Here is a 23737-nt window from a genome sequence, read left to right as displayed (position 1 = left end):
AGAGTCAGAGATGGCCTATACCCGCGGAAATTTAGCAGTTCAACCCAAAAGAAAAGAAGAAGCAGATCGGCTTTACCGCCAGAAGACTAAAGTGGTTACCAGACGGATGGTTCTTCCGCTGCAGGAGAAGCTGTTGTACATGCTGACATTGGGGGTATGCGTCCTAGTAGCTGCTGCTCTAATTTGGCGTTACGTCCACATTTATGATTTGAACAAGCAGGCTCAGGAGCTGGATCAGCATATTTCGACAGCCAAGAAGCAGATCGCTAACTATCAGATGGAGAAGCAGAATCTGGAGCAGACGGTCGCACAGAGAGCTAAAGAAAACTTGGGATTTGTGGCGCCGGATGAGAATAAGACGATCTACATTGCTGAGAAAAAGGATAACTAGCTAAGACCTTAATGAACGATTGCCAAGATAAATAATAATGGAGTATGTGAGGTTCCCTATGGTAAAAAGAATAAAACTTCGCACGCTGTTTATAGGAGGGTGTATCACCCTCTTTTTTCTTGTTTTGATCGGTCGGGTATTCTGGATTCAGGTGCTGAATGGTGAGGATTGGCAGAAAAAGGCGGCCGCGCAATGGGCGCATACTTCTGATATCAAGGCACAGCGCGGTGTTATTACGGACCGCAATGGGAATATTCTAGCCAGTGATGTCCCTGCCTTTACTGTTGTTGTAGATCCGGAAGTCATTCATGAACAAGGGATCGGTGAAGAGGTCATCAAGGGATTGCATGACCTGCTGAACAAACCTGAAGATGAGCTGCGCACATTAATCGAGGCCAAGGATGATAAAGGCAAGTTCCTTAAGAATCGCGAAATTCGCAATGAAGGTTGGAAGATTGATCAGGAGCTTGCCGATAAGGTAACTGCATTTTACAAAGCTTTGGGTAAAGAACATGATATTCAGGAAACTGGGATTGGGCTCGTCAGAGAACAGAAAAGGTATTATCCGAAGAATACTTTGGCGGCGCAAATCCTTGGTTACACAGACAGAGATGGTAAAGCTATCATGGGACTTGAGAAATATTTTGATACCCAGCTTAAAGGGGCTGACGGCAAGCTTTTTTATCAAAGCGATGGGCAAGGGATAAAGCTGCCTGATTCGCAAGACTCTTATCAGCCGGTAGTCAATGGGAACAATTTCAAGCTGACGATAGATAGTACTATTCAGTATTATATCGAAGAGGCTATGAAAAAAGCCTATGACCAATATCAACCAACGAGTATAAGCGTTATTGCTGCTGATCCTAACACGATGGAAATTTTGGGGATGGCGAATATGCCTACCTTTAATCCCAATGAATATTGGAATACTACGGATCAGGGCGGGTTCTACAATCATGCCATCAAATCTACCTACGAGCCGGGCTCTACCTTCAAAATTGTTACGCTTGCCGCAACCGTACAGGAGAAACTCTTTAATCCGGATGCCAAATTTCTATCGGGACAGATCAAGATTAAGGGCTACAAGACGCCACTTCATGATATTAAACGTGCAGGTTGGGGTACTATTTCCTTCCTTGAGGGTGTGAAGCGTTCCAGTAACGTTGCTTTTGTTAAGCTGGGTTATGAAATGCTAGGTCAGGAGAAACTTTTAAAGTATATTAATGATTTTGGATTTAACGAGAAGACAGGTATTGATCTTCCTGGGGAAACGAGCGGAATAGTTAATCCTGACGAGAATCGCCCCATTGAAAATGCGACCTTGGCTTATGGGCACGGGAAGGTGCTAGTCACCCCGCTCCAGCAGTTGGTTGCCGTATCCGCTATTGCGAATGGTGGTAAGCTGATGACGCCGCATGTCGTCAAAGAGATTTCAGATCCAAATACCGGAAAAACAACAGTTACCAAACCTGTAGTAGTACGCCAGGTTATATCCGAGGCAAGCGCCAAGGAAACGGGCGGCTATTTAGAACAGGTTGTAGCTGACCAAGTTATCGGAACAGGACGCCATGCTTACATTGAGGGGTATCGTGTAGCTGGTAAGACAGGGACAGCGGTTAAAGTGGAAGGTAAGAATTATGTGAATTCCAAAGTGTTGATCTCCTTTATTGGTTATGCTCCGGTAGATAATCCGAAGATTGCAGTCATCGTAATCATTGATGAACCAAATGAGGAGGTTGGCGGGGGGACCGCAGCTGCTCCAGTTTTCAAAGAGATCGTATCCCAGTCCCTTCAGTATATGGGAGTTCCAAAGCTGGCTACTGAGGCAAGTGGTAAAGATGCGCCTAAGACGACGGCATCTGCACTTCGTACCACTCCTGATCTAACTGGAAAAACAATGAAACAAGCTAAGGAGTTGCTTCTGGCTGGAGGTTTTGATTTTGAAAGTGTGGGTGAAGGGGCTTCGGTGGTTAGCCAGTATCCTGCAGCCAAGTCGACGCTTGCCTCAGGCCAGCGTATCTATTTATTAAGCCAGCAGGGAAATAAGCCCACCATTCCGAATTTAAGCGGACAATCGCTGCGTGATGCCTTGGAGATTTTGAGCCTGCTGAAAGTTGGCATCACGGTAGAGGGCGAAGGTTATGTGACTGAACAGGTTGTGGGGACGAAGGACGGCAAGACGCTTGTCACTCTGAAGCTGAAGCCTTTGAATGAATACGGAGAAGATATTCCTGTAGCACCACCTGCTGATACTGACGTTACTGCAGAACAGTAAGTGAGCAACCTTTAGGCTTGTTCTAAGCCCTGTTTGTCCCGAATAGTCATGAGGTAAGTGATCATGTCTATGACAGGCGAAAGCGGGGGAGAACGGAATGAAAGTTTCGAAGGTTGTAACACGGCGGAGAATGCTGTGGACATTGGTGGGACTAGCAGTGTTGTTCGGTTCACTGGTCGTGCGCCTTGCTTATGTTCAATTATCGCAAGGGCAGGAATTAAGTGCTAAGGCAGAGGATTTGTGGCGCCGCAATATTCCCTTTACCGCCAAGCGCGGTGAAATATTGGATCGGACAGGAATTGCGCTGGCCTACAATGTCAGCTCACCGACGATTTATGCAGTTCCTGTGCAGGTGAAGGACAAGCAAAAGACAGCACAGCTATTAGCACCGCTGCTCGGTATGACTGAGGAGAAGTTGGTAACATTGCTGTCCAAAAGGGAGTCATCGGTGAAGCTACAGCCCGGCGGCCGCAAAATTACGATGGAGCTTGCCGCGAGCGTCCGTGATTTGCAGCTGCCGGGCATCGTTGTGGCTGAGGATAACAAACGGTATTATCCTTTCGGGGATCTTGCTGCACACATCTTAGGCTTTACAGGTATCGATAATCAAGGGATTACGGGTGTCGAGAATATTTATGATAAGCTGCTCCAAGGGATAGGCGGCAATATTTCCTATTTATCTGATGCGGGTGGCAGAATTATGCCCGGGTCCGCCGAGAAGTATTCCGCACCACAGGATGGTTTGAGTCTGGAATTGACGATTGATAAACAGATTCAGTCGATTATGGAACGCGAGCTGGATCAAGCTATGGTAAAATATCAAGCTCAGGGCAGCTGGGCAATAGCCATGAATCCAAAGAATGGCGAGATTCTGGCCATGGCCAGCCGACCGGGGTATGAACCAGGTCAGTATAAGGAATATGATGCTGCTACGTATAACCGAAATTTGCCGATCTGGATGACTTACGAACCAGGTTCTACATTCAAAATCATCACACTGGCTGCTGCGCTGCAGGAGGGCAAAGTGGATTTACAGAATGATCATTTTTTTGATCCTGGATATATAGAGGTTGGCGGGGCGAAGCTGCGCTGCTGGAAAAGTGGCGGCCATGGCAGCCAGACTTTTCTACAGGTAGTTGAGAATTCTTGTAACCCGGGGTTTGTAGCTTTGGGCCAGCGCCTGGGTAAAGATTCACTATTCAAATATATTCGTAATTTCGGCTTCGGTACCAAGACAGGTATTGATCTAAATGGTGAATCGAACGGTATATTGTTTAAGCCAGCCCAGGTGGGTTCGGTAGAATTGGCGACTACGGCATTTGGTCAAGGGGTCTCGGTTACGCCAATTCAGCAGATTGCAGCGGTGTCTGCGGCCATTAATGGCGGCAAGCTTTACAAGCCTCATGTGGCTAAAGCCTGGATTAATCCCGATACTGGTGAGACGGTATCGGAGGTGCAGCCCGAACTTGTCCGTGAGGTGATTTCGGAGGAAACCTCCAAGAAGGTGCGTGCAGCACTTGAGAGCGTAGTTGCCAAAGGCACAGGCCGGCCAGCTTTTATCGATGGCTATCGTGTGGGTGGCAAGACAGGTACTGCACAGAAAGTAATTAACGGCCGGTATTCTCCAACGGAGCATATTGTTTCCTTTGTGGGCTTTGCGCCTGCAGATGATCCGCAAATTATTGTATATACGGCAGTTGATAACCCGAAAGGCATTCAGTTTGGGGGTGTAGTAGCTGCTCCAATCGTGCAGAACATTCTGGAGGACTCCTTGCATGTCTTGAAGGTGCCTGAGCGCAGCGATCAACTCCCCAAAACGTACAAGTACGGCGAAACACCGATTGTCACTGTTCCGGATCTTACCGGAGCTACAGTACAAGATATTTATGAGGATATGAATATGAATTTTAACCTCGCCCGCTCAGGCTCGGGGACTACAGTCATCAATCAGGCACCAAAAGCAGGGGCTAGAGTGGAACAAGGCTCAACGATCAGGATTTATATGGGAGCAACGAGCGAATAATAGCAGAGTGAGGGATTACTATGAAAGTTAACGAATTGTCTGCTTGTCTTGCAGCTGCGCAGCTGTATGGAGATGGAGACGTAGAGATTACTGATCTTCAGGCGGATTCCCGCCGAGTAAAACCGGGCGATCTATTTATCTGTTTGCCAGGCCACACCGTAGACGGACACCAGTATGTAACGCAGGCTGCCGCTAGCGGAGCTGTTGCCATTGTATGTGAGCGTAAGCTGGAGACCACTTTGCCTCAGATAGTGGTGGATGACAGCCGGTTTGCCATGTCCGTTATGTCAAACGCCTTTTTTGGATCCCCAAGCAGCAAGATGAGAATGATTGGGGTTACAGGTACGAACGGCAAAACAACAACAACTTATCTGATTGAACAGATTATGCAAGACCAGAATATAAAGACAGGGTTGATCGGCACCATTGAAATGCGCTATGACGGGCAGAACTATCCTACATCCGGTACAACACCGGAATCGCTAGAGCTGCAGCGTTCACTCCATGATATGGCTGCTAAAGGGGTACAGTGCTGTGTGATGGAGGTTTCCTCGCACGCCATTCAACAAGGACGGGTGAAAGGGACTGATTTCCGCACGGCAATATTTACGAATCTATCCCAGGATCATTTGGATTATCATCATACAATGGAGGAGTATCGTGCTGTTAAAGGGCTATTCTTCTCTCAACTGGGCAATGTGATCTCTCCTTGGAAAGAAGAACGCAAGTATGCAGTGCTTAATGCGGATGATGAGGCCAGTGCCTATTTTGCGACCCAGACGGCAGCTGAAGTCATTACATACGGCATTGATAGTGATGCCAATGTCCGGGCCTCGCAAATATCGATTTCGGCAAAAGGAACATTCTTCCATGTCCGTACGTTTAAAGGAGAAGCAGACATTTCATTGCGTATGGTTGGTAAGTTCAACGTGTATAACGCGCTAGCCGCAATAACTGCTGCGCTATTGGAGGATGTGTCGCTCGCCGATATCAAAACCAGTTTAGAATCGGTTGCTGGTGTATCAGGACGGGTGGAGTCAGTGGATGCCGGTCAGGAATTTGCAGTCATCGTAGACTACGCCCATACGCCGGACGGATTGGAGAACGTGCTGAGAACGGTTTGCGAGTTTGCTGTCGGCAGAGTGCTTACCGTATTTGGCTGTGGCGGAGACCGTGACCGCACAAAACGGCCATTGATGGGTAAAATTGCTGCAAAATACAGCAGTTTGGTATTTGTAACCTCCGATAATCCTCGCACCGAAGATCCTCTGCTCATTTTGCGGGATATCGAAGCCGGATTAGAAGAAGATGGCGTATCCCATGATCAGTATGAATTGATTGCTGACCGGCGGGAAGCGATCAGGAAAGCTATTGAAATGGCAAGCCCCGGCGATGTAGTATTGATTGCGGGGAAGGGTCATGAGACCTATCAACTGATTGGCGGAGTGGTTCATGATTTCGATGACCGCGTCGTCGCTAAAGAAGTTATAAGGGGCCGAAGCTATTGATTACAAGAACACTGGGGAATATTGCTGCCATGTGCGGGGGCGAACTTCTTGCTTCCGAAGCCGGAGCTGTAGATACAAAGATTGCTGGAGTCGTTACCGACTCTCGTAAGATTACGCCCGCCTGTTTGTTTGTTCCACTAGCCGGGGACAATTTTGACGGCCATCATTACAGTGCTGCAGCTCTTGCTGCAGGAGCTGCCAGTACATTGTGGCAACGGAATAAGGGACCCGCACCAGAGGGCACTGTCATTGTGGTGGAAGATACGCTGACAGCACTTCAGCAGCTGTCCGCTGCTTATTTGAATGAAATCGCGCCACATGTTGTCGCAATTACGGGCAGCAACGGCAAAACGACAACCAAGGATATCGTTACAGCTCTACTCCAAGGACAATATGTGGTCCACAAAACACAAGGGAATTTCAACAATCATATTGGTCTGCCGCTTACGATACTAGCTATGGCTGAGGATACGGAAATTATCGTACTGGAAATGGGCATGAGCTCGCGGGGAGAAATTGCTCTCTTGGCTTCCTTGGCCCCGCCTGATGTTGCTGTAATTACCAATGTAGGCGAGTCACATCTATTGCAGCTTGGGTCCCGCGAGGAAATTGCCCGCGCCAAACTGGAAATCGCCGAAGGATTGAAGCCGGGAGGGCTGCTGATCTACAATGGCGATGAACCGCTGTTGGCGGAGATCATGCTGGAGCCTTCCTTCCGTGCGCCAGAGGGAATGCAGACCTTTCGCTTTGGACTAAATGCGGATAACGACGATTATCCAACAGGAATGATGTCTCATAGCGGAGGAATGACCTTTACGTCACATCTGTATGAGGAGCATGCTTTTACATTGCCATTGCCAGGCCGACATAACGTAATTAATGGTTTGGCTGCACTGGCTGTTGCCCGTCAATTCGGGGTTGCGGAGGAGAGCATTGAAGTGGGTCTAAGTACACTCAAGTTGACCGGTATGCGGATTGAGGTTATGCAGACAGCTTCCGGGCTAACGCTTCTGAATGATGCTTATAATGCCAGTCCCACCTCGATGAAAGCTGCAATAGATGTATTGCAGTCCATGAAATGCAGCGGCAGCAAAATTGCTGTACTGGGGGACATGCTGGAACTCGGGCCGGAGGAAGTTCAGTTTCATCAAGGAATCGGTCACTATCTCGATCCTGCCGAGATTGATCTTGTTTTTACTTACGGGACACTGGCCAGCAATATTGCTGCCACCGCAAAGCAACGATTCGGCAAAGAGCGAGTGTTTTCTTTTACCGACAAAGCTGCCCTGACTACTCTCCTGCTGAACATATGCAAACCCAAGGATATCGTCCTGTTCAAAGCATCCAGAGGGATGAAGCTGGAGGAAGTCCTGAACAATCTCAATACTCATTATCAGACTTGAAAATAATGGAGGGGGTGAACCCATGGATTATCAACTACTTCTACTGACTATTGCTGTATCCTTTATCCTTGCGGTCATTGCCGCTCCGCTCTTCATTCCGCTTCTGCGCAGGATGAAATTCGGACAGCAGGTCCGTGAAGACGGACCTCAAACCCATTTGAAGAAGGCGGGAACGCCTACAATGGGCGGGATCGTGATCATTGTGGCTTTCACATTGTCTTATCTGAAATTTTCTGTAGTGAATACCGATTTTTATGTCCTTTTAGTTGCTACACTGGGCTATGGATTGATCGGATTTCTGGATGATTACATCAAAATCGTGTTCAAACGTTCTTTGGGGCTTACAGCGAGGCAGAAGCTGTTCGGCCAATTGCTGGTTGGAGCCGTAATGTGCGGCCTTCTAATCTCTGCCGGGCATAGTACAAATATTAGTATCCCGGGCACAGCAATGAGTTTTGATTGGGGTGGTTGGTTCTATTATCCATTTATTATCGTGATGATGATGGCTATCACAAATGCGGTTAATTTTACCGATGGAGTAGATGGATTGTTGTCCGGTACAAGTGCGATTGCCTTAGCCGCTTATGCGGTGGTAGCGATGCAAGCAACCTCTATTGCTGCTGGTGTATGCGCTGCGGCAATGATCGGGGCTGTACTTGGCTTCTTGGTATTCAATGCCTATCCAGCCAAGGTATTCATGGGCGATACAGGTTCATTCGGTATTGGCGGTGCAATCGGAGCCATAGCCATTGTGACTAAGAGTGAATTGCTTTTTGTGATCATCGGAGGCGTGTTTGTGATTGAGATGCTGTCTGTCGTGTTGCAGGTAGCCTCCTTTAAGACTCGCGGTAAGCGTATATTTAGAATGAGCCCGATTCACCACCATTTTGAACTCGGCGGTTGGTCGGAGTGGCGGGTTGTCGTGTCATTCTGGGCGGTTAGCTTGGTGCTGGCGGCCGTTGGACTTTATATCAGCAAGGGGTTGTAGAGAATGAAACATCCAGATATGTATCGTGGTGAAGAGGTTGTTGTTCTGGGGCTTGCCAAGAGTGGAGTCCAGGTCGCTAAGGTGCTGCACGAACGCGGCGCCATAGTTACGGTTAATGATAAAAAGGAAAGAGAACAAAGTCCCGAAGCTTCCGAACTGGAATCTTTGGGAATTTCTGTTATATGTGGAGGGCATCCCGCTGGATTAATCCATGAAGGTGTAAAACTTGTGGTTAAGAATCCGGGTATTCCTTATTCCGTACCTCCTGTCCAAGATGCCCTTAAGCTTGGAATTGAGGTGGTAACAGAGGTTGAGGTGGCTTACCGTCTTTGCGCTGCGCCGATGATCGGCATTACCGGCTCCAATGGCAAAACGACTACAACGACCTGGGTAGGCCGTATGCTGGACGCTGTGGGTATGAAGCCAATAGTAGCCGGGAACATCGGTACGCCGCTCTGTCAGGCCGCACAGGAGGCCTCGGAGGACAATTGGATGGTCGTCGAGCTTAGCAGCTTCCAGCTCAAAGGGACGGAGACGTTCCGTCCCAAGGTAGCCTGTCTGCTAAATGTCGCTGAGACGCATCTTGATTATCATGGGGATATGCAGGATTATGTTGCTTCCAAAGCAAAACTGTTCGCCAATCAAACAGCAACTGATACGGCTGTACTAAACTGGGATGATCCTTTTTGCCGGGAGCTTGTACCCTATGTAAAAGCAAACATTCTGCCCTTCTCGATGACCGAGGAGCTGGTTCAGGGTGTCTTTGTCCGTCCTTCCTTTGTACCGGATACAGATGACGACCTGAAACGTGAGATTATCTACCGTGATTATGCAGAAGGAGAAACTGTAATTGCAGCTGTAGATTCCATTGGCCTTCCCGGCCGCTTTAATATTGAGAATGCACTGGCGGCCTGTGGAGTTGCTATTGCCGCCGGAGCAGATCCTGCGCTGCTGGCAGAATCATTGTCTTCTTTCCGCGGTGTGGAGCATCGTCTGGAGTATGTAGCCGATAAGGGTGGAGCCGCTTATTTCAACAATTCCAAAGCCACCAACTCCAAAGCGACTACGATGGCGCTGACTTCATTTCGTCAGCCGGTTGTGCTGATTGCCGGTGGATTGGACCGTGGCTCCGATTATATGGAGCTGCTGCCTGTCCTGAGCGGGCACGTCAAAGCCCTGGTGGCGATGGGACAGACAAAGGACAAGCTTATCAAGGTAGCAACGCTTGCAGGATTAAAGCATATTATCTCCGTCGATACTGGGGAAAGCGCCGCCGCCGTGCTGCAGCAGGCTGTGCGGGAGGCTTCCGCTTTGGCGGAAGCGGGAGACGTTGTTCTCCTGTCTCCTGCCTGTGCCAGTTGGGATATGTTTACATCCTATGAGGAGCGCGGGCGTATTTTTAAAGAGGCGGTGCATAACCTTTAAGTAGGGGGGTGGATAAGCCCCTACTACGGATGCAAGAGGTGTGCTCCTGATGAACAAATCTCGTCATGCGCCCGATATTTGGCTGCTGATTCCTATTCTATCTTTGCTGACTATTGGGATGGTGATGGTATACAGCGCCGGGTCCGTTCTGGGCTTCCGCAATTATGGAGATTCGTTTTATTTTGTGAAAAGACAGCTTTTATTTGCCGGTCTGGGATTGATCGCGATGTTCATCACCGCGAACACCGAATACCGACGCCTGAAGGTTCTGGCGAAGCCAGCGCTGATGGTCTGCTTCATTCTGCTTGTTATGGTGCTCATTCCGGGCATTGGTGTCGTGCGCGGAGGTGCGCGCAGCTGGCTTGGGATCAGCTCCTTCGGAATTCAGCCTTCCGAGTTCATGAAGATGGGGATGATCCTCTTCCTGGCTAATTGGCTGGGGCGTGAGGATTATGATATTTCCTCCTTCACTCGCGGGTTGCTTCCTCCCCTAGCGTTAATAGGTTCTGCTTTTGCGCTGATCATGCTCCAACCGGATCTAGGCACGGGCACCGTTATGTTTGGCGCTGCTTTGATGATGATCTTTACGGCAGGGGCCAGCATGAAGCATCTGCTCTCGCTTGCTGTAGCGGGCATCGCTGGCTTCGCTGCGCTGATTGCGGCAGCACCTTATCGTTTGCAGCGGATTACAGCTTTTCTTGATCCCTGGTCGGACCCGCTTGGCGCAGGCTATCAGATTATTCAATCCTTATATGCAATCGGCCCGGGTGGTCTCGGCGGCCTGGGACTGGGTATGAGCCGGCAAAAGTACAGTTATGTACCCGAGCCGCAGACTGATTTTATTTTTTCCATATTGGCCGAGGAGCTGGGGTTTATCGGTGGATTAGCGGTGCTGATCCTATTTCTGATCCTGATCTGGCGTGGGATGAAGGTAGCGATGAGCCTGCCTGACCGGTTTGGAAGCTATCTGGCCGTAGGCATCGTCTGTATGGTGGCTGTTCAAGTCATTATCAATATAGGCGTTGTTATCGGTCTGATGCCGGTTACTGGCATTACGCTGCCTCTGATCAGCTATGGGGGCTCATCGCTGACCCTGATGCTCACGGCGCTCGGCATTCTATTGAACTTATCCCGTTATGCGAGGTGAAAGAGATGCGTATAGTATTAAGCGGTGGAGGCACGGGTGGACATATTTATCCTGCGGTAGCCGTAGCTAGACAGTTGGAAGCCGAAGAGGGTGACACAGCCTTTCTGTACATTGGAGGATCACGTGGGCTTGAGAGCAAGCTTGTTCCCCAGGAGAATCTCCCGTTCAAGTCTATCGACATTACCGGCTTTCGGCGGAAGCTGTCCATGGACAATGTGAAGACGGTGATGCGTTTCCTAAAAGGAGTTAAGGCTTCAAAAATAATGTTAAAAGAGTTCAAACCCGATGTTGTTATCGGTACGGGTGGATATGTATGCGGTCCAGTTGTCTACGCAGCCTCACGTCTGGGCATTCCAACCTTGATCCATGAGCAGAATGCAGTTCCAGGCTTGACGAATCGCTTTCTCAGCCGGTACGCAGATACAGTGGCTGTGAGCTTTGAAGGAATGGAGTCCGCTTTTCCGGCTTGTAAACATGTCATTTATACCGGTAACCCTCGCGCTACTACCGTAGCTACAGCAAGTCCACAAAAGGGATTTGCTTCATTAGGGATACCAGAAGGCAGCACTATTGTGCTGATCGTCGGCGGCAGCGGTGGAGCGAAGGCTATCAATAACGCGATGATTGAGATGGTTCCTTTTTTGGGTAAGGGTAAAGGAGTTCATTATGTTTATGTAACGGGCGATGCTTATTTCGAAGCCACTCGCAAGGAAGTGAGTCAAACGCTGGGTGAACTTCCGAATTGGATTCATGTTCTACCCTATATTCATAATATGCCGGAGGTCCTGGCTTGTACTTCTCTGATCGTGAACCGGGCGGGTGCTTCCTTTCTCGCTGAGATTACAGCTTTAGGTATCCCTTCCGTGCTCATTCCTTCCCCTAATGTGACGAACAATCACCAGGAAGTGAACGCAAGACAGCTGGAACGCAGTGGTGCTGCTGTAGTGCTGCTGGAGAAGGATTTGACAGGGCAAGCCATGTTTGAAGCCATTCAACAGATCATTGGAGTAGAAGCCGTGCACCGTAAAATGTCAGTGGCTTCCCTAAGTCTTGGCAAAAGGGATTCGGCTGCAGTGGTTGTACATGAGCTGCGGAGGCTTGCAGGGAAGAAGACAAAGAATTCATAAGTCAGCTGTGTTGCACCTCGTCTACTCGTCCTATTGGTAGCTGCTGTCACACACCCGAGGGAACGAACATAGGATAATCCTATAATCGTGACAATCACCCAGATCGCACTAAGAAGTGTTCGTGGTGGGTGAGCGGTAATCTCGGAGGTGATACATTGGACAAATTGGTGATTGAGGGTGGAAGTCCCTTGTCAGGCACCATACGTATCCATGGAGCAAAAAATGCGGCGTTGCCAATTCTAGCGGCAAGTCTGCTGGCCGAAGGAGTTCACTCACTGCACAATGTGCCGAAGCTGCTGGACATCGAGACCATGCTGGATATTTTGGGTCGTTTGGGTTGTACAAGCGCGCATGAAGAGGAAACGGTGACGATAGATACGTCATCTGTGGGTACTTCTCATGTTCCTGAGGATCTGATGCGACAGATGAGATCCTCTATTTTTCTGATGGGACCGTTGTTATCCAGATTTGGCGAGGTAACGATTTATCAGCCAGGAGGCTGTGCAATCGGTGAACGCAAAATTGATCTTCATTTGCAGGGCCTGCAGGCGCTCGGAGCAGAGATCCAGGAGAGTAACGGTCGGATTTCCTGTCGCGCTGCTAAACTGTTGGGTTGTGATATTCATTTAGACTACCCGAGTGTAGGCGCGACGGAAAATATCATGATGGCTGCGGCCATGGCTGAAGGTTGTACAACGATATCGGGTGCGGCCAGAGAACCGGAGATCCAGGATTTGCAGAATTTTTTGAATAAAATGGGTGCTCAGATTATCGGGGCAGGTACCGATACGATTACGATTCAAGGTGTGAAGAAACTTTATCCTTGCACATACGAGGTGATACCTGACCGGATTGTGGCCGGAACAGTGATGATCGCTGCCGCGGCAACGCGAGGTAATGTGACTTTGACACACACCAATGCCGGACATTTGACTTCCCTCATTCATGTGCTGAGGCGCGCAGGTGTTCAAATTACAGTATGCAATGATATAATTAATATCAGCTGTATGGGACGTCCTCGTGCAGTCGAGAGAATTGTTACCTCTCCGTACCCCTCGTTTCCCACAGATTTGCAATCTCAGGTTATGGTATTACTGTCGCTGGCCGATGGATTTAGTGTAATCAAGGAGACGGTATTCGAGGGACGCTTCAAGCATGTGGAGGAGATGGCCCGGATGGGTGCGGATATCTCCATTGATCTGAACCGTGCGTTCATTCGCGGCGTACAAAGACTTTATGGTGCTACGGTCGAAGCTACTGATTTACGGGCTGGAGCGGCGTTAGTGATTGCTGGACTCGCTGCCCAGGGAACGACGGTCGTGGAGCAGGCGCATCATATTGATCGTGGATATGAAGGTATCGAGAAGCTGTTTCAGAAGCTCGGCGCACACATCAGTCGGAAGGTACCCGTAATGGGTCCGTTAGATTTGGCCAATTAAAGCTCCCTGTCTCCTTTTAGTTCAATAGCAGAAGGAGACAGGGTCTTACCACGGAGATAAGAGAATGCCTACAACCCGTTTACCTCTTCTTAAAGAGGACAAGCCTAAGAAAAAAATGAGTCGTAAAATTACGGCAATCCTGCTGCTGCTGTTCACTGCGCTTCTTGCTGTGATTTTTTTCAGATCGTCTGTGAGCCGGATTACGGAAATCAATTTTCAGGGAAGCCAGTATTCCTCACGTGAGGAATTATTGTCCCAGAGCAAGCTTAAGATTGGTGGACAATTCTTTGCTGTCTCCACGAATTCAGTCGAGGATTCTCTGAAAGAGCTTAAGACCATTCAAAAGGCAACGGTAGAGAAGAATTTCCCCGGTGTGATATCGGTTCGTATCGAGGAGTATCCTGCAGTTGCTTACGAGTTGGACGAGGTAGGAAGCTTGAAGGCGATTTTGTCCAGCGGAGCAGCGGTTCCGATTAACGAGACGGGTATAGCAGTAGAGAAGCCTATACTTACGAACTGGGATGCCTCAGACCCGTATAAGGCGAAACTGTGTCAGGCGCTGGCCAGTATTCCTAACCAACTGACAAGTGATATATCCGAAATTGTTCCATCACCTACGCTGTCTTTTCCGGACCGTATCAAACTGTATACAAGATCGCGTTTCGAGGTCATTACAGCTATTTCACTACTCAAGGATAAGGTTGAATATTTGAATCAGGTGATTGAGACGGAGCAACCGGGATTGATCAAGATGCTTGAAGCGGATTCCTACGTGCCTTTTCAGCCGATAATTGAGGATAAAGAGGACATACAAGAGTAAATAGTCCCTACTAATACTTCGGAAAAAATGCTACAATCTGGTTTATGGGCAATAAGCTGCATCCCTCTTTTTTCTCCGGATTTTTTGAAATTCGAGCCTAATTATGGATGGAATTCCTCTATTTTGCTTATATTTATGCAGTGAATGGTTTTCTTTCAGAAATTGAGCAGAATTCATTTACAATTGGAGTGTTGTTATATTATTCCATTCAAAAAATTTGTAGAAAAAAGAGGGAAAGGATTAGGTATGTTGAATATGTACAGAGATATGTTTTCCTGGACTGGGAAAATGGCTTTACAAATTATTATGATAATAACAGGAGGTGCCATAGGACTTGAGCAACAATGACATCATTGTTAGTTTGGACATCGGTACATCCAAAGTTCGGGCAATTATTGGGGAAGTTACCAATGGAACCTTTAATATTATTGGCGTTGGATCTGCTGATTCGGAAGGAATACGCAAAGGTGCGATTGTAGATATCGATCAGACTGTGCAATCGATCAGAAGCGCTGTAGAACATGCAGAGCAAATGGTCGGTATTCAAATATCCGAGGTCTATGTTGGTATTTCTGGCAATCATATCGGCCTGCAATCCAGCCACGGTGTAGTGGCCGTTCAGAATGAGGATCGTGAAATCGGCGAAGATGATATCGAACGCGTAATGAAGGCTGCGGAGGTTATTGCATTGCCTCCTGAGCGCGAAGTGATCGATGTTGTTGCTAAACAATATATCGTCGATGGCCTTGAAGGTATCCAGGACCCGCGCGGGATGATCGGCGTTCGTCTGGAAGTCGAAGCAACCATTATTACCGGAGCCAAGACACCAATACATAATTTGCTGCGCTGTGTAGAGAAATCAGGACTGAAAGTTAAGGATCTTGTGCTGATGTCTCTTGGAGCGGGTGGATTAGCGCTTTCCAAAGACGAGAAGTCAATGGGCGCTGTACTGGTAGATATCGGTGCTGGTTTAACGACAATAGCTGTATATTCAGAGGGTTCTCTTTGTGCAACCTCCACGATTCCGATCGGCGGAGAATTTGTTACTAATGATATTGCTTATGGACTCAGAACACTTACCGACCAGGCAGAGAAGGTAAAGCTGAAATATGGCTGTGCTTGGATTGACGATGCAGCCTCGGATGTGGTGTTCAAAGTACTGCGTATCGGCAGCAATGTGGAGAAAGAGTTTAATCAAGAGGATCTTGCGGCTATTATTGAGCCGAGGGTTCAGGAAATATTCCATCTGATTCATCAGGAAGTGAAACGTCTTGGTTATAGTGAGCTTCCTGGAGGTTATATATTAACGGGTGGTACTGTATCCATGCCTGGCGTATTAAAGGCAGCCCAGACAGAGCTATCTGCATCTGTACGTATTGCTGTGCCTGATTATATAGGTGTACGAGACCCCGGATTTACCGGTGGTGTAGGTATCCTGCATAATGTTGTTCGCAGATTACGTGGACGAAGCAATGGCGGAAGCAGTAATAAGAAGACGGTTAGTAGAAGCAAACAGAACGCCGCACCCAAACAGGACGCGGTTCGCAAATCCGGTTTGGTAGAACGTCTAAAGAATATGTTCAGCGAGTTCATATAATTGTAAGTTCAGAATACTTGGACCGGGCATCCAAGCACATAGGGGGAGAGGGATCATATGTTAGAATTTGATTTTGAAATGGAAAGCTTGGCGCAAATTAAAGTCATCGGTGTGGGCGGCGGCGGCAGCAATGCAGTCAACCGGATGATTGAAAATGGCGTTCAAGGTGTGGAATTTATCACAGTTAATACAGATGCCCAAGCGTTGCATATGGCCAGATCTGAGCATAAGCTACAAATCGGGGACAAGTTGACCCGAGGATTGGGTGCAGGCGCTAATCCTGAAGTCGGCAAGAAAGCGGCTGAGGAATCCCGTGACTTGATTTCGAATACCCTCAAGGGTGCTGATATGGTTTTTGTTACCGCAGGAATGGGCGGGGGCACGGGTACAGGTGCTGCACCTGTCATCGCTGAAATAGCCAGAGAATGTGGAGCCTTGACTGTGGGCGTTGTCACTCGTCCATTTACCTTCGAAGGTAGAAAGCGTTCCAATCAAGCAGAGATTGGAATCGAAGCTTTGAAAGAAAAGGTAGATACCTTAATCGTTATTCCGAACGATCGTTTGCTCGAAATCGTCGACAAGAAAACACCGATGCTCGAAGCATTCCGTGAAGCGGATAATGTGCTTCGTCAGGCGGTACAAGGGATATCAGATCTGATCGCCGTTCCGGGATTGATCAACCTTGACTTTGCAGATGTGAAGACGATTATGACCGAACGCGGATCAGCGCTAATGGGTATCGGAGTTGCTGCCGGGGAGAACCGAGCTTCGGAAGCAGCGCGTAAAGCTATTATGAGTCCACTCTTAGAAACCTCAATTGAGGGTGCTCGCGGCGTGATCATGAATATTACAGGGGGTTCGAATCTCTCGTTGTATGAGGTCAATGAAGCTGCTGAGATCGTTACCTCAGCTTCTGATCCGGATGTAAATATGATTTTTGGTGCTATCATTGATGATAGCATGAAGGATGAAATTAAAGTCACGGTTATTGCGACCGGCTTTGAACATAAACCTTCTCCGACAGCCCCACCTCGTCGCCCGGCTGCTAATGCAAATGAACCAGCCGCCGATAAGAATGCCAACTTGCGCCCGTTCGGCAATCAGACAACCTCTGATCAGTTGGACATACCGACGTTCCTACGTAACCGTACACGCGGTAATAACGATTAATAAAACTTAACTCTTATTTAACGGAAGGGTATCTCAGCAGCCATTTAGATGGCTGCTGAGATACCCTTTTTTTGCGTTGATAAGAATTTATAGATTTCATACCATAACTTATCCTTATATTTATGTTTAACTCTTCCCCGCTATAACTCGACAAAAAAAACGCAGGAATGCCTCCCAAGTTTAGACAGACTTTGAATGTGAGACTTTCTATACTAATCTTATCGTCCAAAAAAGAGAGCCTGATCCGTTCTTGACTTCGGGATAGATTTCACGGTTATAGGCAGGTGAATGTCCTGGTTGTTTATATTGACTTGATTTTCGCCGCCAATTTGCTGATCGACGGAATATTGTTATGGCTGACAGGCTGGCTGGTCAAGCTCAAGATGTCCTGGTGGCGGCTGGCCCTCTCGGCCTTGGTCGGTGCTCTTTATGTAGTAATGATGTTCGTACCGGAGCTGTCTTTCCTGTACACCTTCCTCATCAAGTTCGGTTTGTCGCTCTTTATGCTGTGGATTGCCTTTGGTTTTACAAGTCTGCAAAGCTATCTTCGTTCGCTTGGAGCTTTCTATATTATCAATTTTGCGGCGGCAGGCGGTATATTGGGCATTCACTATTTGCTGCAGAGCTCGGGGGATATTTGGAATGGCATAATGTTCACAGCTTCCGGGGGGCATGCCTACCGATTGCAAATCGGCTTTGGGTTTGTCCTTGTAATGATTCCCCTTGTGTTGGTCTGCTTCAGAGCAGTGCATTCCTCACGGATCAGAAGGGAACAGCTTGAATCCTACATCGGTGAGGTGATCGTAGAAATCGACGGAGTAACCGTTTCCTGCCCAGGACTGCTGGATACAGGCAACCGACTTTGTGATCCTTTGACCCGTATTCCGGTAATGGTCATGGAGGCATCTATTTGGGAGGGGTATCTTCCTGCTTCCTGGAAAGGGAGACTCACTCAGGATGGAGCGGACAGACTTTTGCTGGAAACGGACGGGCAGTCTTTTGCTTGGCAGGACAGGATTCGGCTTGTGCCCTATAGGGGGATTAACCGTGGAGCATCCTTTATGCTCGCACTGAAGCCTGACCTTGTGGTGATAAAGCTTGGTGAAGATACCTTTTATAATAAAAGGGTGCTTATCGGGCTGGATGGCGGGACACTGTCGGGAGACGGTGCGTACCGGGCGGTCATACATCCTGATCTGGCCCTAAAGAATAGCGTCGAAGCGCTGCCTTCCTAAATGGGCCTGTCGCTGAAAGCGGGAATGGAAACTTCACACACGACGAACCGTGCACTTCTTGGAGGAGGAACAATAATGGTCAAATGGAAAATAGTACTGCAGCTGCAATATTACCGTATGCTATTTTTGCTGGGGCTGAAGAGCCAGGAAATCTACTATATAGGCGGGAGTGAGGCTCTGCCACCGCCGTTGACACGAGAAGAGGAGGAATACCTGCTCCAGCGGTTGTCTAGCGGTGATGCGGCTGTCAGGGCTATGCTGATTGAACGTAATCTGCGGCTGGTAGTATACATTGCCCGCAAATTTGAGAATACCGGCATCAATATTGAAGATCTTGTCTCCATTGGTGCGATCGGTTTGATTAAGGCGGTCAACACGTTTGATCCTGAGAAAAAAATCAAGCTGGCCACTTATGCTTCACGCTGCATCGAGAATGAAATCTTGATGTATCTGCGGCGCAATAGCAAGACGCGGAGCGAGGTTTCTTTTGATGAACCGCTTAATATCGATTGGGATGGCAATGAATTATTGCTCTCAGATGTTCTGGGAACAGAGAATGACACGATTTACCGCAACATTGAGGAACAGGTGGACCGCAAGCTGCTGCAGAAAGCGCTTGAGAAGCTGAGTGAGCGGGAAAGACTCATTATGGAGCTGCGGTTCGGGCTGCGTGGGGGCGAGGAAAAGACACAAAAGGATGTTGCGGATCTGCTCGGTATATCCCAATCCTATATTTCGCGTCTGGAGAAAAGAATTATCAAGCGGCTGCGCAAGGAGTTCAACAAGATGGTGTAAGTCGAAATGTTCGAGGAATAAAATGGCCACCCGGGGAGATAATGTACAGTAATGTTTCTCCTTGGGAGGTAAATCATCATGACCCGAAATAAAGTCGAGATTTGCGGTGTGGACACCGCTAAGTTACCCGTTCTGACGAATGTGGAAATGAGGGCACTGTTCACTTCGCTGCAGCAGCAGGGCGAGCGATCCGCCAGAGAGAAATTGGTAAATGGTAACTTGAGACTTGTTCTGAGCGTTATCCAAAGATTCAATAATCGGGGAGAGTTCGTTGACGATTTGTTTCAAGTAGGCTGTATTGGGCTGATGAAAGCCATCGATAACTTTGATTTATCGCAAAATGTTAAATTCTCCACCTATGCTGTACCGATGATTATCGGTGAGATTCGCCGGTATCTGCGGGATAACAACCCGATACGGGTATCGCGGTCACTGCGGGATATTGCTTATAAAGCACTGCAGGTACGCGACAGTCTAACCAATCAGAATTCACGGGAGCCCACGATATTTGAAATATCAGAAGCGCTGGGCGTGCCCAAAGAAGATGTCGTATTTGCTCTTGATGCCATTCAGGACCCGGTCTCTTTATTCGAACCGATTTACCATGATGGTGGCGATCCGATTTATGTAATGGATCAGATTAGTGATGACAGGAATAAAGATGTCTCTTGGATCGAAGAAATTGCGTTGCGTGAAGCGATGCGAAAGCTGGGTCAACGTGAGAAACGGATTCTGTCCATGCGCTTTTTTGAGGGGAAAACCCAGATGGAGGTAGCGGATGAGATAGGCATTTCACAGGCGCAGGTTTCACGTCTAGAGAAATCGGCTATCCAGCAAATGCAGAAATATGTAAAGTCCTAACCTGAATAGAAGTTATTAAAAGAGGATATCTAGAAGCTGAAAGTATGGCTTTTAAGATATCCTCTTTTTTCAGTTTCCTAGCACTTTCATCTTCTATCAACAAATCATTGTGACATATATCACATATTTGTAGACGTTAATTCATTACAATAAAGCAAACATTGATTATGATAATCATTATCAATCAATGGAAGCTTTGAGGTAGATGTTAATAGTGGGGAGGAATTCAGTTGCATGGTCGATTGTGGAGAACAGGGTTGGTTGTAGTTCTATTGTTGGTATGGATCATTCCCGGTCATGCTCATGCAGCGGATAGCAATTGGCGCAAGGTAGTAGACAAAATAGATAACACCTTGCAGCAGGCATTAGAAACCTATGATAAGGGGGACGTTGCTGAAGCCAAGACTCAGGTCAATAATGCTTATTATGGACCCTACGAGAGTGGACAGATGGAAAAGGCGGTGAAATATAATATTTCATCGAAGCGAAATGCCATTATTGAGGAAGAATTTCGCCTAATCCGCAAGTCCATGACTGCTGGGGCACCAAAGGCAGAGGTAAAGCGGCAGATGTCGAAGCTGGTGGATATGCTTCAAGAGGATGCGGCTACACTCAGCAAGTCGGACAGCAGTCCATTTGGGATTTTCTTCTCCTCTCTGGTAATTATTCTCAGGGAAGGCATCGAAGCTATTCTTGTCATCGCTGCAATTATTGCTTATCTGATCAAGTCGGGAAATGAGGATAAGGTCAAAATTATTTATCAGAGTACATTAGTGGCTCTTGGAGCGAGTGTGCTGACGGCGATAGGGCTGAAATATTTGTTCAATATCAGCGGGGCCAGCCAAGAGAACTTAGAGGGTATTACGATGCTACTAGCCGTAGCCGTGCTCTTCTCAATGAGTTTCTGGTTAATTGGCAAAGCAGATGCCAAACGGTGGAAAAATTATATTGAAGGGAAGATACAAACCTCAATAACTACGGGTAACACCTTAACTTTGTGGTTAGCAGCCTTCCTCGCTGTATATAGAGAGGGCGCCGAGACCGTGCTATTTTATCAGGCTTTAGTGTCCGGACAAGAGAAAGTCGGGGTCAGTATGATCGGCTTGGGAATTCTTGTCGGTGCTTTAGCCCTAATTGTGATCTTTATGATTATCCGCTACGGAAGTCTTCGGATACCCCTCAAGCCATTCTTTATAGGTACCAGTATCTTGATGTATTACTTGGCTTTTGTATTTGCCGGAGAAGCTATAACGGAGCTGCAGGCTGGATATATGGTTAGTGCAACTACAATTTCCGGGTTCCCGATCATAAGCTTCTTTGGAATTTATCCAACGGTAGAAAGCTTGATCGCACAAGGGCTCCTACTACTAGCTACAGTCATTGGACTTGTCTGGTATGCGGCAACCTCTCGCAAGGGAGTAGGTAAACCGGAAGGCAAACACATGCTGGGCTAACTGGAGTCCATGCTAGAATTCAATGTTTCATACAAAATAAAAGGGGTGTAAAGAGAATGATTAAATTTAAAAACTATTTGCTGCTTTCCGGAATTGTACTGGCTTTATCTGCGGTAATGGTAGGTTGCAGTACGGACAGCAATACTAACAATACAGCTTCCTCGGAAAACAATGCGGCAGTGAATGCCCCAGCGGATGAAGCGGCAGCCTTTGAAGAGTTTCCCATTGGTGAAGAGCAAGAAGTCGAGGGTATGAAGATTGGAGCATTGTACTTGCAGCCGGTTGATATGGAGCCAATGGACAAAGCAGGCTTACCTTCCGCCCAGTCCGATTTTCATTTGGAAGCCGATATTGCTGCACTGGAAGGCAATGAAACAGGCTTTGGGATTGGTGAATTCATACCTTACCTGACCGTACATTATCAGATCAAAGCCAAAGATAGCGACAAGGTAGTTTCTGAAGGTACATTTATGCCTATGAATGCTTCAGACGGTGCTCATTATGGTGCTAATGTTAAGCTGGCGGGCGCAGGGGAATATACCCTGAATTATGTTGTAGAGTCTCCAGAAAAAATGGACTATCTGCTGCACACGGATGATGCGACAGGCGTGAAGGGTCGTTTCTGGCAGGAGCCAATCGAGTTAACCTGGGAATTCTCATGGGTACCAAGAACCTGGTAAGACATAAACGGATAAAGTGGTGGCAAGTTAATCGGGTATTGTAACCAGAACAGTGTGGTGAGGGAGAATTGTTAAAAGCTATTTCTATTATCCTCGGAAACGGGTTTGAGGCTGCTCTAGTTATTTCCGTTTTCATCGTATGGCTTCGTCATACAGGAATGAGTCATTTATCCAGATGGGTTTTTGGCGGCGCGGGATTTGCTGTAGTTGTAGGCTGGGTTGTTTTGTATGCACTGAAATGGTCCGGCCCGAAGAAGGAAACCTTTACAGGCTGGGCAATGGCGATAAGTTTCACTATGGAAATTGCCTTTCTAATCTGGATGAGTAAGGCAAGGAAGTCTCATTCCGAACCAAATAATGTTGAGTATGATCCATGGCGTAAAGGCAGAGTGGTGACAATATTTATTGTCCTCACTGCCGCCTCATTGACAGTATTACCACTGATGAGGATTCTCCAGTTTCCAAGCAGTATCTTTATCCAGACCTACAGCGTGGTCAACACGGAGCTTATTCTTAAGTTCGCCGGAGGTCTGATTGGGTTGCTTCTCTGTTATATTTTTGGGATGTCCTTCCTAAGAAATACACGTGCACTTACGCTCCGCAGCTCACTGGCTGGAAGTTTAGTGTTGCTGATTGCGTTAATGCTTAATCAACTCTTTACGGTTGTCCAGATTTTATTCGCTAGGGGTATATTTCCGTTGACCCCACTGGCAATGAAGATATTGATTCCCATCATTAATAACATGGATAAATATCTTTACGTTCTGCTGGGTGCTTCCTTAATATGGACTGCAATGGTCTTGTGGTCATTTAGCAGAAGTAAGGAAAAGCTCTCTACGGAGTGGAATCCTGCGGTTCAAAGAAAGTTTAAGGCACGTGTACGCAACAACAGACGTTGGTTGGCTTCTGTCGCAGGCTTGATGGTTATTATTCCAACCTTGCTCGGGGTAGAGGCGGTTTTTGCCAATAAGACTATTGAATTATCTCCGGCTGAGCCCGTCCTTCCTGACACCAATCACCAAATTGTGATTCCGCGCGCTTCCGTGGATGACCACAATCTCCACCGGTTTGAGTACACGGCTGCGGACGGGACGCTTGTCAGGTTCATTATTATTCGCAAGTCCGAAACAATGTATGGGATTGGCTTTGATGCTTGTAAAATTTGCGGATCTTCGGGTTACTACCAGAAGAATAATAAGGTTATCTGCCGGAAATGCGATGTTGTCATGAATATTCCTACCATCGGTTTCGAAGGTGGCTGTAATCCGATTCCACTTGCTTATCATATGGATAAAGGGAATCTTGTCATTGCCAGCAGTGATTTGGAGAAGGAAACTGCTACTTTTCAACAGGAAGATCTCTTCAACTAAGGGGAAGCCGGGTTCAAAAGATTGGGGAT

19 protein-coding genes are annotated in these 23737 nt (G+C 47.7%); all 19 read left to right on the top strand.

Annotated elements, in window-relative coordinates; genetic code table 11:
* The first annotated feature begins 10 nt into the window (after positions 1–10).
* Complete coding sequence (locus GJB61_RS21965) at positions 11–391, top strand: septum formation initiator family protein (protein WP_154121178.1); 381 nt, start codon at positions 11–13, stop codon at positions 389–391.
* Between the two features lie 58 nt (positions 392–449).
* Complete coding sequence (locus tag GJB61_RS21960) at positions 450–2666, top strand: penicillin-binding transpeptidase domain-containing protein (protein WP_154121177.1); 2217 nt, start codon at positions 450–452, stop codon at positions 2664–2666.
* Positions 2667–2763: 97 nt separating this feature from the next.
* The gene (locus GJB61_RS21955) at positions 2764–4689 is read left to right on the top strand and encodes a stage V sporulation protein D (RefSeq protein ID WP_154121176.1); all 1926 of its coding nucleotides are present in this window, start codon (positions 2764–2766) and stop codon (positions 4687–4689) included.
* Positions 4690–4709: 20 nt separating this feature from the next.
* The gene (locus tag GJB61_RS21950; protein ID WP_154121175.1) at positions 4710–6197 is read left to right on the top strand and encodes a UDP-N-acetylmuramoyl-L-alanyl-D-glutamate--2,6-diaminopimelate ligase; all 1488 of its coding nucleotides are present in this window, start codon (positions 4710–4712) and stop codon (positions 6195–6197) included.
* On the top strand, positions 6197–7600 hold the full coding sequence (locus GJB61_RS21945) for a UDP-N-acetylmuramoyl-tripeptide--D-alanyl-D-alanine ligase (RefSeq protein WP_338116051.1): 1404 nt from the start codon (positions 6197–6199) through the stop codon (positions 7598–7600). Before GJB61_RS21950 ends, GJB61_RS21945 begins: the two co-directional genes overlap by 1 nt.
* Before the next feature lie 22 nt (positions 7601–7622).
* Positions 7623–8588 carry a phospho-N-acetylmuramoyl-pentapeptide-transferase gene (gene mraY, locus GJB61_RS21940; protein WP_154121173.1) on the top strand — a complete coding sequence of 322 codons (966 nt, stop codon included), beginning with the start codon at positions 7623–7625 and terminating at the stop codon, positions 8586–8588.
* Positions 8589–8591: 3 nt separating this feature from the next.
* Entirely contained in the window at positions 8592–10013 is a 1422-nt protein-coding gene (gene murD, locus GJB61_RS21935; protein WP_154121172.1) for a UDP-N-acetylmuramoyl-L-alanine--D-glutamate ligase, read from the top strand.
* Positions 10014–10062: 49 nt separating this feature from the next.
* Positions 10063–11160: a stage V sporulation protein E gene (gene spoVE / locus GJB61_RS21930; RefSeq protein WP_154121171.1), complete on the top strand. Its 1098-nt coding sequence runs from the start codon at positions 10063–10065 to the stop codon at positions 11158–11160.
* A gap of 5 nt (positions 11161–11165) precedes the next feature.
* Positions 11166–12287 (top strand): undecaprenyldiphospho-muramoylpentapeptide beta-N-acetylglucosaminyltransferase, encoded by a 1122-nt coding sequence (gene murG, locus GJB61_RS21925; RefSeq protein ID WP_154121170.1) that lies wholly within the window; start codon positions 11166–11168, stop codon positions 12285–12287.
* Between the two features lie 155 nt (positions 12288–12442).
* A complete protein-coding gene (gene murA, locus GJB61_RS21920) occupies positions 12443–13726 on the top strand; it encodes a UDP-N-acetylglucosamine 1-carboxyvinyltransferase (RefSeq protein ID WP_154121169.1) in 1284 nt (427 codons plus the stop codon).
* A gap of 64 nt (positions 13727–13790) precedes the next feature.
* Positions 13791–14546, top strand: coding sequence for a cell division protein FtsQ/DivIB (locus GJB61_RS21915; RefSeq protein WP_154121168.1), 756 nt, complete (start codon positions 13791–13793; stop codon positions 14544–14546).
* Between the two features lie 334 nt (positions 14547–14880).
* Positions 14881–16143 (top strand): cell division protein FtsA, encoded by a 1263-nt coding sequence (ftsA, locus tag GJB61_RS21910; protein WP_154121167.1) that lies wholly within the window; start codon positions 14881–14883, stop codon positions 16141–16143.
* Between the two features lie 57 nt (positions 16144–16200).
* Positions 16201–17313, top strand: coding sequence for a cell division protein FtsZ (gene ftsZ, locus GJB61_RS21905; protein WP_154121166.1), 1113 nt, complete (start codon positions 16201–16203; stop codon positions 17311–17313).
* A 284-nt stretch (positions 17314–17597) separates the two neighbouring features.
* Positions 17598–18548, top strand: coding sequence for a sigma-E processing peptidase SpoIIGA (gene spoIIGA / locus GJB61_RS21900; protein WP_338116019.1), 951 nt, complete (start codon positions 17598–17600; stop codon positions 18546–18548).
* Positions 18549–18620: 72 nt separating this feature from the next.
* On the top strand, positions 18621–19343 hold the full coding sequence (gene sigE / locus GJB61_RS21895) for an RNA polymerase sporulation sigma factor SigE (protein ID WP_338116050.1): 723 nt from the start codon (positions 18621–18623) through the stop codon (positions 19341–19343).
* A 78-nt stretch (positions 19344–19421) separates the two neighbouring features.
* Positions 19422–20204: an RNA polymerase sporulation sigma factor SigG gene (gene sigG / locus GJB61_RS21890; RefSeq protein ID WP_154121164.1), complete on the top strand. Its 783-nt coding sequence runs from the start codon at positions 19422–19424 to the stop codon at positions 20202–20204.
* 230 nt (positions 20205–20434) lie between these two features.
* On the top strand, positions 20435–21658 hold the full coding sequence (locus GJB61_RS21885) for an FTR1 family iron permease (protein ID WP_154121163.1): 1224 nt from the start codon (positions 20435–20437) through the stop codon (positions 21656–21658).
* A 56-nt stretch (positions 21659–21714) separates the two neighbouring features.
* The gene (locus GJB61_RS21880) at positions 21715–22338 is read left to right on the top strand and encodes an iron transporter (RefSeq protein WP_154121162.1); all 624 of its coding nucleotides are present in this window, start codon (positions 21715–21717) and stop codon (positions 22336–22338) included.
* A 68-nt stretch (positions 22339–22406) separates the two neighbouring features.
* Positions 22407–23708, top strand: coding sequence for a Fe-S-containing protein (locus tag GJB61_RS21875; RefSeq protein WP_154121161.1), 1302 nt, complete (start codon positions 22407–22409; stop codon positions 23706–23708).
* The last annotated feature ends 29 nt before the right edge of the window (positions 23709–23737 follow it).

Source organism: Paenibacillus monticola (genome assembly GCF_009664975.1).
Classification (GTDB): Bacteria; Bacillota; Bacilli; order Paenibacillales; family Paenibacillaceae; genus Paenibacillus_AQ; species Paenibacillus_AQ monticola.
Note: the sequence above shows the minus strand (reverse complement) of the source record. Positions and strands in the feature narration are given on the sequence as shown.